The organism is Duganella rivi (assembly GCF_009857435.1).
Classification (GTDB): domain Bacteria; phylum Pseudomonadota; class Gammaproteobacteria; order Burkholderiales; family Burkholderiaceae_D; genus Rugamonas; species Rugamonas rivi.
The window spans coordinates 283804-294681 of the sequence record NZ_WWCK01000006.1 but is presented as its reverse complement, the minus strand read 5'-3'; the positions used below and the strand labels follow the sequence as shown (position 1 = coordinate 294681).

5 protein-coding genes are annotated in these 10878 nt (G+C 60.6%); 2 read left to right on the top strand and 3 right to left on the bottom strand.

Annotated elements, in window-relative coordinates:
* Positions 1-19 precede the first annotated feature (19 nt).
* Positions 20-1288, top strand: a complete 1269-nt coding sequence (locus GTP45_RS20890) for an MFS transporter (protein WP_161015787.1) — start codon at positions 20-22, stop codon at positions 1286-1288.
* A 10-nt stretch (positions 1289-1298) separates the two neighbouring features.
* On the top strand, positions 1299-2309 hold the full coding sequence (locus GTP45_RS20885) for a substrate-binding domain-containing protein (protein WP_161015786.1): 1011 nt from the start codon (positions 1299-1301) through the stop codon (positions 2307-2309).
* Here the strand turns inward: GTP45_RS20885 and GTP45_RS20880 are convergent, their stop codons facing one another.
* The 3 genes from GTP45_RS20880 to GTP45_RS20870 form a co-directional block, all read right to left on the bottom strand.
* Complete coding sequence (locus GTP45_RS20880; RefSeq protein WP_161015785.1) at positions 2310-3869, bottom strand: outer membrane protein assembly factor BamB family protein; 1560 nt, start codon at positions 3867-3869, stop codon at positions 2310-2312. It abuts the gene before it with no gap.
* Positions 3870-3955: 86 nt separating this feature from the next.
* Complete coding sequence (gene icmF / locus GTP45_RS20875) at positions 3956-7249, bottom strand: fused isobutyryl-CoA mutase/GTPase IcmF (protein WP_161015784.1); 3294 nt, start codon at positions 7247-7249, stop codon at positions 3956-3958.
* Between the two features lie 26 nt (positions 7250-7275).
* Positions 7276-10779 (bottom strand): indolepyruvate ferredoxin oxidoreductase family protein, encoded by a 3504-nt coding sequence (locus GTP45_RS20870; RefSeq protein WP_161015783.1) that lies wholly within the window; start codon positions 10777-10779, stop codon positions 7276-7278.
* Positions 10780-10878 lie beyond the last annotated feature (99 nt).

Sequence of the window (10878 nt, the reverse complement as noted above, 5' to 3'; positions counted from 1 at the left end):
AATAACGGAGACAGGCAGCATGAAGAACAATAAGATTCTATTCGCACTATTCCTGATTTATTTTGTATTCGCCATTCTGCTGAACAGCGTAGGCACGGTGATCCTGCAAGTGATCGGCAACTACGGCGTGAGCAAATCCGCCGCCAGCGTGCTGGAAGGCTTCAAGGACTTGCCGATTGCGGTGGTGTCGTTTCTGGTGGCGTCGTTCCTGCCGCGCGTCGGCTACAAGAAGGCCATGCTGATCGGCCTCGCTATCGTTACTGCGGCTTGCGTGGCGATGCCGGTGCTGCCGTCGTTTGCTACGACCAAAGCCTTGTTCTTCTGCGTCGGCGTATCGTTCGCGCTGGTGAAAGTGTCGGTGTACTCCACGCTTGGCCTGATCGCATCGGATCGCAAGCAGCACGCCAGCACCATGAATCTGCTGGAAGGCTTCTTCATGCTGGGCGTGTTGAGCGCCTACTGGGTGTTCGGCTACTTCATCGATTCGCACGATCCGTTGTCGCAAAGCTGGCTGCATGTGTATTGGGTGCTGGCCGTATTGTGCGCGCTGACCTTTGTGCTGATCTTGTCGACGCCGTTCAACGAATCGCTGGCCGCGCTGCCTGAAGGCCGCGGCATCGCGCAGGATTTCGCCGCCATGCTCAAGCTGTTCTTCAAGCCGCTGGTGTGCGTGTTTGTGATTACCGCCTTCCTGTATGTGCTGATCGAGCAAAGCGTGGGCACCTGGCTGCCGACCTTTAACAACGAAATCCTCAAGCTGCCGGCAGCGATGAGCGTGGAAGTAACCAGCATCTTTGCCGCTTGCCTCGCAGTGGGTCGCTTGTCGGCGGGTGTATTGATGCGCAAATTGAATTGGTATCCGGTGATGAATGCCTGCGTGGTCGGCATGGCGGCCATGGTGCTACTGGCGTTGCCGCTGACGCACGATGTGGTGGCCGACCCGCATATCACGTGGGCCACGGCGCCGCTGGCGACCTTCCTGTTTCCCCTGATTGGGCTGTTCATGGCGCCGATCTACCCCGGCATCAACTCGGTCATGCTAAGTTCTCTGCCGAAGAACCAGCATTCGGCCATGACCGGCTTGCTGGTGATTTTTTCAGCACTGGGCGGCACCACCGGCTCGTTAATTACTGGTTACGTGTTTGGTAACTTCAGCGGTCACTTCGCGTTCTACCTGACGCTGGTGCCGATCACGATAGTGCTGGTGATGTTGTATTTCTTCAAAAAAGCGGTCGATGACGGTGGCGGGGGATTCGATGCCACCGCTATAATCAGCGGTCAACATTGAACAACTGTCTATGAACCTCGCGCATCTTGCAAATCACCTTGGCATGTCCAAGACCACGGTGAGCCGCGCGTTAAACGGTTACCCTGAAGTCAATGTGCGCACCCGGGAGCGGGTGCTGAAGGCGGCCAAGGAGGTCGGCTACCAGCCCAATCCGATGGCGCGCTCGCTGGCGCTGGGACGCACCAATGTGTTCGGCATCATCTACCCGCTGCAACCGGCGGATCTTGGCGATCCGATGTTCCTTGAGGTGATGGCTGGTATGTCGGCCGCGCTGGAAGAGGTTTCCAAGAGTTTGATCATCGCACCGGTGTCGCCGACGGTGGAGCAGCGTTCCTATCAGCAGATTGTGCGCGGACGGCGCGTTGATGGCTTGGTGGTGGGACGCACGCTGGTGCACGACGAGCGCATCGCCTTCCTCAGCAAAGCCAAGTTTCCCTTTGTGGCGCATGGACGTACCGAGCTCAATGCGCCGTATGCGTGGTTCGACTACGACAACGAAGCCGGCATCCGCATGGCGATGGAGCGTTTGCTTGGACTGGGCCACCAGCGCGTGGCCTTGATTAGCGCGCCACTGGAATTGAACTTTGCAAGGCAGCGCAAAGACAGCTTCATGGCGTCGATGTCGGCGGCCGGCCTGCAGGCCGACCCGCGCTACCTGATCGATAACACTCTGGATCGCCGCAGCGGCTATCAGGCCATGCAACAGCTGCTAGCCTGCTCACCGCGGCCAACTGCGGTCATCGTCGACAACCATCTCTCTGGCGTGGGAGCGGTGCGTGCATTGCTAGATGCGGGCGTTGAACTGGGCAAAGAAATGTCGATGATCGTCTGGGGCAGCATGGCCGACACGCTGGCGGGCGCCAACGTTACCACCATCGACCAGCCCGACCCCCGCAAAGCCGGCGCTCGCATGGTCGCCATGCTGCAATCGCTGGTCGAGGGCGCCCCCGCCAGCGAACTGCAGGAACTCTGGCAGCCCGTGTTACAAGAAGGCGCAACCATTGGCCCCGCCGCGGCCTAACTACATGAGCTTGATCGCCACCAGTTTGCCGTCGCTCTCTCGTGCACCGGTGGTGATATACAGGATGCCGCCACCCGAAATCGCCAAGTTGCCGGGTGCAGGATACTTCCATACCGACTGATGTGTTTTCAGATCGATCGCATAGACCGTGGTGTCGGTGCTGACGAATATCAGGTTGTCCGTCACCACCCCATTGCGATGGAAGCTAGCGTCGCCGGCAGGCAGCGGCCATGACCATTGCACCTTGCCGTCCACCTCGCTGATTGCATCCAGCTGCGTACTGCTAGCGGCGTAAATGACACCATTGCCCAGTGCCGGATGAGTGAGGTAGGTGCCTTGGGTACGCCAGGCAACCGCCTGCTTGTTCACGTCGTAGTTGACCAGCACCCGGCTTTCGTACTGTTCGCTGTTGCTGGCGGCGCGGCCGCTGAAACCGCCGCCGCTGAAGGCAATCACATTCTGGACGCTGCCCAGCATGGGCGCGGAGAACTCTGAGTAGCCGCTCGAGCCCGGATTAAACGGATCGGTGATGGATGCAATGGTCGTCCCGGTCGCGCGGTCGAGTACCGACATTTTGCCGCTGGAGCTGCCATACTGGTAGACATACTTGCTATCGGCCGCCGGCGAAGTGAAATCGTACGTGCCCAGCGTGCCGCTACGCCAGTTCTGCTTGCCGTCCTGCACGGAATAACTGGTTAAGGAACCCGATGTGTTCAGCACCGCACCGCCGTAAATGGTTGGCGCAAAATAGCCGGGCCATTGGGCGCTGAACGGCATGTTGAATTTGAAGGTGCCGGTGGCGGCATCGAGTGCCGTCACGCGCGAGGCCTGACTGGACGTGGTCGTGCCAAAATACACGCTGCCGTCGGCATAAGCAGGCGGGCCTTCGGACGCCGAGTAGCCGGAAGCGTAATGCCACACTTGGCCGCCGTCGGATTCCTTCAGCGCGAACACCTCGGCTTGGCCAAAGTAGATGTCCTTGGAGACGAACACCATGCCCTGGCCAGTGGACACGGTATTGATGCCGCCCACCGGCTCCGAGTCTCCCGACGGGCGCGACCAAGTCCACGCCTTGCTGAATTTCGACGGGTCGAGCGTCACGTGCACGTAAGCGTTGTGAGCGCTGTTGCGCTGGAAGGTGTTCCAGTCCGCCAGTGCCACCTTTACCGCATAGCTGACTTTTTGCGTGGAGCCCGGATACACCGTTGCGCACGCGCTTTCCTGGCATAGCCGGATTCCGATCTGGCCGCTGTAGTTGTTGACCGCCAAGTTGGGGCGAGTACGCAAGCGCAGCACATAGGTGCCGGTTTGAGGAACCGCCACCTCGCCCTGTTGTGCGAATAGGCTGGCATCGAACTGAAACTCCGGGACGATGGCCTTGTTGCTACTGCCGCTGTAGGTGGCGGTGACGGTCAGATCGACTTCGGTGGTGCCTTCCACCACTTGCTGTGTGGCGCCGGCGGCGTTCAACTGTACTGCCAGCGTTGGTACGGCCGGGGCACCACCGCCGCCGCATGCGGAAAGTGCCAGTGCAGCGGCCACAGGGAGGATTTTTTTCAAAGAGGATGCTCCTGAACATGTTTGCTTAAATGGCAATATAACACGTCTCTTGCATCACCTCTTCGTGACCTCCCTGTCGTCAGTCCTTACATATTGCGGCGGTACTGGCCACCGACTTCGAACAGGGCGGTGGTGATCTGGCCGAGGGAGCAGACGCGCACGGCGTCCATCAGTTTCTCGAACACGTTGGCGTTGTCGATGGCGGCTTGCTGTAATGCGGCCAGCGCTTGCGGCGCGCTGTCTGCATTGCGAGCGTGGAAGTCTTCCAGGCGCTTGAGCTGCGATTGCTTTTCATCGTCGGTGGAACGCGCCAATTCGATCTGCTGCGGTGCTTCCACGCCTTTCGGATTGCGGAAGGTGTTGACGCCGATGATGGGCAGGGTGCCGTCGTGCTTCTGGTGCTCGTACAGCATCGACTCTTCCTGGATCTTGCCGCGCTGGTAGCCGGTTTCCATCGCACCTAGCACGCCGCCGCGTTCCGCGATGCGCTCAAACTCTTGCAGCACCGCTTCTTCCACCAGATCCGTCAACTCGTCCATGATGAACGAGCCCTGGTTTGGATTCTCGTTCTTGGCCAGGCCCCACTCGCGGTTGATGATCAATTGAATTGCCAAAGCCCTGCGCACCGATTCGTCGGTCGGCGTGGTGATGGCTTCGTCGTAGGCGTTGGTGTGCAACGAGTTGCAGTTGTCGTAGATGGCGATCAGCGCTTGCAGCGTGGTGCGGATGTCGTTGAAGTCGATCTCCTGCGCGTGCAGCGAACGGCCCGAGGTTTGCACGTGGTACTTGAGTTTTTGCGAGCGGTCGTTGGCGCCGTATTTGTCGCGCATTGCCACCGCCCAGATGCGGCGTGCCACGCGGCCCAGTACCGTGTACTCCGGATCCATGCCGTTCGAGAAGAAGAACGACAGGTTAGGCGCGAAGTCGTCAATGTGCATGCCGCGCGCCAGATACGCCTCCACAAACGTGAAGCCGTTCGACAGCGTAAACGCCAGCTGCGAAATCGGATTCGCACCCGCCTCCGCGATGTGGTAGCCGGAGATCGACACCGAGTAGAAGTTGCGTACCTGGTGGTGCACGAAGTATTCCTGAATATCGCCCATCACCTTCAGCGAGAACTCGGTCGAGAAGATGCAGGTGTTCTGGCCCTGGTCTTCTTTCAGAATGTCTGCCTGCACGGTGCCGCGCACGTTTTGCAGTACCCACGCTTTGATCTTGGACGCTTCGTCGGCGCTAGGTTGGCGCTTGTTCTCTTCAACGAACTTGTCGATCTGCTGGTCGATGGCGGTGTTCATGAACATCGCCAGTATCGTCGGCGCAGGGCCGTTGATGGTCATCGATACCGAGGTGCTTGGGCTGCACAGGTTGAAGCCGTCGTACAGCACTTTCATATCGTCCAGCGTGGCGATGGAGACGCCCGAGTTACCAACCTTGCCGTAGATGTCGGGACGCAGCGCAGGATCGGCGCCGTACAAGGTCACCGAGTCAAATGCTGTGGACAGACGCTTGGCGTCCATGCCGGTGGAGACCAGTTTGAAGCGGCGATTGGTGCGGAAGGCGTCGCCTTCGCCGGCGAACATGCGGGTCGGATCTTCACCTTCGCGTTTAAACGCAAACACGCCGGCAGTGAACGGGAAGGAGCCCGGCACGTTTTCCAGCATCAGGAAGCGCAGGATTTCGCCGTGGTCTTCATAACGCGGCAGCGATACTTTGCGGATGCGCGTGCCCGACAGCGTATGCTGCACGAGGCGCGTGCGGATTTCCTTGTCGCGGATTTTTACCACGTAGTCATCGCCGGCGTAGGCGGCCTGCATGTCGGGCCATTGCGCCAGCAGCTTCTTGGCACCGCCATCCATCTCGGCATCGCGTTCGGCGATCAGGTCGTCGAAGTCGGCGGTCTTGTGGGCGATGGCCAGCATGCGCTTGGATTCGCTCAGTTGCTGGCGTTCGCGCGCCAGCGTCACTTGCTTGCGCGTGAAGCGGTGGTAGCCGCGCACGGTGTCGGCAATCTCCGCGAGGTAGCGCGCGCGGGCCGGCGGCACGATGACGTTCTTGCCGCTGGAGTGGCGGACGTCGTTGATGGCGATCAGTTTCCCCGCTTGTACGCGCAGGCCCAGGTGTGTCAAGCGAGGCAGCAGGCCTTGGTACAGCGCCGTCACGCCGTCGTCATTGAAGCGCGAGGCTTGCGTGCCGTAGACTGGCATTTCTTCCGGGCGCTTGCTCCACAGTTCGCGGTTGCGCTGGTACTGCTTGGCGACGTCGCGCAGCGCGTCTTGCGCGCCTTTGCGGTCAAACTTGTTGATGGCGATGAAGTCGGCGAAATCGAGCATGTCGATTTTTTCCAGCTGCGAGGCAGCGCCGAATTCTGGTGTCATCACGTACATCGATACGTCCACGTGCGGCACGATGGCGGCATCGCCTTGACCGATGCCGGAGGTTTCAACGATGACTAGATCAAAGCCCGCGACTTTGCAGGCGGCGATGACGTCCGGCAGTGCTTGCGAAATCTCGGAGCCGGCTTCGCGCGTGGCCAGCGAACGCATAAACACGCGCGCCTGGCCTGCCCACGGATTGATGGCGTTCATGCGGATGCGGTCGCCCAGCAGCGCACCACCGGATTTGCGGCGCGATGGATCAATCGAGATTACGGCAATGTTCAGCGCATCGCCTTGATCGAGACGGATGCGGCGGATCAGTTCATCGGTCAGCGAGGATTTGCCGGCGCCGCCGGTGCCGGTAATGCCCAGTGTAGGCACCGGCAGGTCTTCCGCAGCGGCCAGCAATTCGGCGCGCAGTGACGGTGCGGCCTTGTCGTTCTCCAGCGCGGTGATCAGCTGCGCCAACGGGCGATGACGCGCGGCGACATCCTCACCTTCACGCAGCGGCGCCAGCGACGTAGGCGAGTACTGTGACAGGTCGATATCGCACTGCTGCACCATCCACTGGATCATGCCGACGAGGCCCATGCGCTGGCCGTCTTCCGGGCTGAAAATCTTGGTCACGCCGTACGCGTGCAGTTCTTCGATTTCGTGCGGCACGATCACGCCGCCACCGCCGCCAAACACTTTGATGTGCGCACCGCCCCGCTGGCGCAGCAGGTCGATCATGTACTTGAAATATTCAACGTGGCCGCCCTGGTAGCTGGAGATGGCGATGCCTTGCACGTCTTCCGCCAGCGCGGCGGTCACCACTTCATCGACCGAACGGTTATGGCCGAGGTGAACCACTTCCACGCCGTTCGATTGCAGGATGCGGCGCATGATGTTGATCGATGCGTCGTGGCCGTCGAACAGCGAAGCCGCTGTCACGAAGCGCACCTTGTTTTGAGCACGCGGCTGGTCGTCCACAGCCGCGAGCTTCGGATTCGAGAGATCGTTCATTGGTGTCCCTTATATTTTTTTAATCATTATATGCATTGCGCCAGCAGGCGGGCTTTTTCGGTGCGGAAGGTGGCGACCGCCTTTTCCTTCACGTGACCGAAGCCGCGCACTTTCTCCGGCAGCGCGGCCAGATCGGTGGCCGTCGCGTAGTTATCCGCGTTCAGCTTGGCGATCAGCGACTGCACCATTTCGCGGTATTCCACGATCAGCGCGCGTTCCATCTTGCGCTCCTCGGTGTAGCCGAAGATGTCGAAGGCGCCGCCGCGCAGACCTTTAAACTTGGCCAGCAGCTTGAACGCGCTCCACATCCACGAACCGAATTCCGCTTTTACCAAGTGGCCTTTAGCATCCTTCTTGGCGAACATCGGCGGCGCGAGATTGAACTTCACGCTGAAGTTACCTTCGAACTGCTGTTGCAGTTGTTCGACAAAGCGGCCATCGGTGTACAGGCGCGCCACTTCGTATTCATCCTTGTAGGCCATCAGCTTGAAGTAGTACTTGGCGACGGCGGTGGACAGCTTGTTGCCGAGGCCCAGCGCCGTTTCGCGCGCGCGCACTTGCGCCACCAGATCCGAGTAGGTGTTGGCGTAGGCGGCGTTTTGATAAGCGGTGAGGAACTCCATGCGCTTGGCGACGATGGTGTCCAGGCTTTGCGGCATCTGCATCAGAATAGGCTGCGCTGGCGTGGCGGTGCGCTCGACGCGTTTCAGATCGACGGCGGCACGGCGGCCCCACAGGAAGCTCTTTTTGTTCGAGCCGACAGCCACGCCGTTCAATTCAATCGCGCGCAGCAGCGATTCTTCTTTCAGCGGAATGCGGCCGCGCTGCCATGCGTAACCGAGCATGAACAGGTTGGCGGCAATCGAATCGCCCATCAGGGCGGTGGCCAGCTTGGTGGCGTCGATGAAGTCCGCTGCGCCGGCGCCGACCGATTCTTCAATCAGCGCGCGCACGTCTTCCGTTGGGTACTGCCAGTCGGCGTTTTGCGCGAAGGTGCCCGGCGGCTGTTCGTGCAGATTGACGATGGCCAGCGTGCGGCCCGGGCGCATTTTCGATACCGCATCGGCGGCGCCGGCGGTCAGCATATCGCAGCCGAGGATGACGTCTGCTTCGCCGGTGGCGATGCGCTGCGCGCGCAGGTGTTCTGGCGTGCGGGCGATCTTTACGTGCGAAGTAACCGATCCGTTTTTCTGCGACATACCGGTCATGTCCAGCACCGAAGCGCCTTTGCCTTCGATGTGCGCGGCCATGCCCATTAGCGCGCCGACGGTAATCACGCCGGTGCCGCCGATGCCGTTGATCAGAATGTTGTACGGCTGCTCGCATGATGGCAGCGCCGGTGAGGACAATTCATCCCAGCCGTCATCGCCTTGCGTAGCGCCGGCCTTGGATTTTTTCAGCGCGCCGCCTTCCACCGTGACGAAGCTAGGGCAGAAGCCCTTGGTGCACGAGTAGTCCTTGTTGCACGACGATTGGTCGATGGTGCGCTTGCGGCCAAACTCGGTTTCCTTCGGCAGAATCGACACGCAGTTCGATTGAATGCCGCAATCGCCGCAGCCTTCGCACACGGCTTCGTTGATGACCATGCGCTTGGCGATGTCCGGGTATTCGCCTTTCTTACGGCGGCGTCGCTTTTCGGCCGCACAGGTTTGATCGTAGATCAGTACCGATACGCCGCCCACTTCGCGCAGCTCGCGCTGCACCGCGTCCATATCTTTACGGTCGTGCAGCGACACGATCGATGGCAGGGCAGTGCGGTCGGTGTAGCGCGACAGATCTTCCGTCACCAGCGCGATGCGCTTCACGCCTTCGGCCGCCATCTGCTGGGCGATCATCGGCACCGAGGTCTGGCCATCCACCGGCTGGCCGCCGGTCATGGCGACTGCATCGTTGTACAAAATCTTGTAGGTCATGTTGACGCGCGCCGCCACTGCTGCGCGTATCGCCAGGTAACCGGAATGGAAGTAGGTGCCGTCGCCCAGATTCTGGAACACGTGCGGAATCTTGGAGAACGCGGCTTGGCCGATCCACGGCGCGCCTTCGCCGCCCATGTGAGTGGTCAGCTTGTTGAATTCAGGGTAGATCGACGTCGCCATCACGTGGCAGCCGATGCCTGCCAGCGCGAGCGAGCCTTCCGGCACTTTGGTCGAGGTGTTGTGCGGGCACCCGGAGCAGTAGAAGGCCGGGCGGAATGGCGTGCTGATAGCTTTCTTCAGCACGGCATCCTTCTCATCGAGGAAGTCCAGGCGCTGCTTGATATGTTCGCAGGTGACCGGATCGGAGATCAGGCGCTTGACGCGCGAGGCGATCACGCGCGCCACTTGCGATACCGAGAAGTCGGCCTTGGACGTCAGCAGCCATTCGCCGCGCGGCGCAACCCATTCGCCTTTTTCATCGAACTTGCCAATTACGCGTGGACGCACATCGTCGCGCCAGTTGTACAGCTGTTCCTTGAGTTGGTACTCAACGATCTGGCGCTTCTCTTCCACCACCAGGATCTCGTCCAGGCCTTGCGCGAATTCGCGCACGCTGTCCGGCTCCAGCGGCCAAGGCATGGCGACCTTGAACAGGCGCAGGCCAACTTTGGCGGCCATCGCTTCATCGATACCCAATTCTTCCAGCGCTTCCAGCACGTCCAGATATGATTTGCCGGAGGCGATGATGCCCAGCTTTGCATCCGGGCTGGTGATGGTGGTGTGATTGAGTTTGTTCTCGCGCGCGTAGGCCAGCGCGGCGTAGATTTTGTAGTCCTGCATCAGCGCTTCCTGATTGCGCGCCTGCTGGCCCAACGGGATGCTGGACAGGCGCGCATTCAAGCCGCCTTCCGGCATCACGAAGTCTTTCGGAATCTTGACCTGCACGCGGAACGGATCGGCATCGACCGAGGCCGACGACTCCACCGTATCGGCCAGCGCCTTGAACGCCACCGCGCAGCCGGAAAAGCGCGACATCGCCCAGCCGTGGATGCCGAGATCCAGATACTCCTGCACGTTGCAAGGGTAGAGCACCGGCACCATGCACGCCGAGAAGATGTGATCCGACTGGTGCGGCAGCGTGGACGAATACGCGCCGTGGTCGTCGCCGGCCACCAGCAGCACGCCGCCGTGTTTGGAGGTGCCGGCGTGGTTCATGTGCTTGAACACGTCGCCGCAGCGATCCACGCCCGGGCCTTTGCCGTACCACATGGCGAACACGCCGTCGTACTTGGCTTCGCCGATCAGGTCGACCTGCTGCGAGCCCCAGACGGCGGTTGCCGCCAAATCTTCGTTCACGCCCGGCACAAACTGCACGTTGTGATTTTCGAGGTGCGGCTTGGCCTTCCACAGGTTTTCATCGAGGCCGCCCAGCGGCGAGCCGCGGTAGCCGGAAATGAAGCCGGCCGTGTTCAAGCCGGCCATCTTGTCGCGCACCTGCTGCATCATCGGCAGGCGCACCAGCGCCTGGATGCCGGACAGGAAAATGGTGCCCTTGGTGGAAGTGTATTTGTCGTCGAGACTCACGGACGTGAGCGAGCTAGTGCCGTCTGGCATGGCGGTGTCTCCGTTTTTGGTATCAGATCGCGCTCGAACTGGGGAATGCCGGGTGGGCAAGCCAAGATCAAGCCATTTGACCGCGTTGTTGGCGGTTCT

Coding starts and splice junctions, on each gene's coding strand:
- GTP45_RS20890 (WP_161015787.1), top strand. CDS start 20: ATGAAGAACAATAAGATTCTATTCGCACTATTCCTGATTTATTTTGTA.
- GTP45_RS20885 (WP_161015786.1), top strand. CDS start 1,299: ATGAACCTCGCGCATCTTGCAAATCACCTTGGCATGTCCAAGACCACG.
- icmF (WP_161015784.1), bottom strand. CDS start 7,249: ATGAACGATCTCTCGAATCCGAAGCTCGCGGCTGTGGACGACCAGCCG.
- GTP45_RS20870 (WP_161015783.1), bottom strand. CDS start 10,779: ATGCCAGACGGCACTAGCTCGCTCACGTCCGTGAGTCTCGACGACAAA.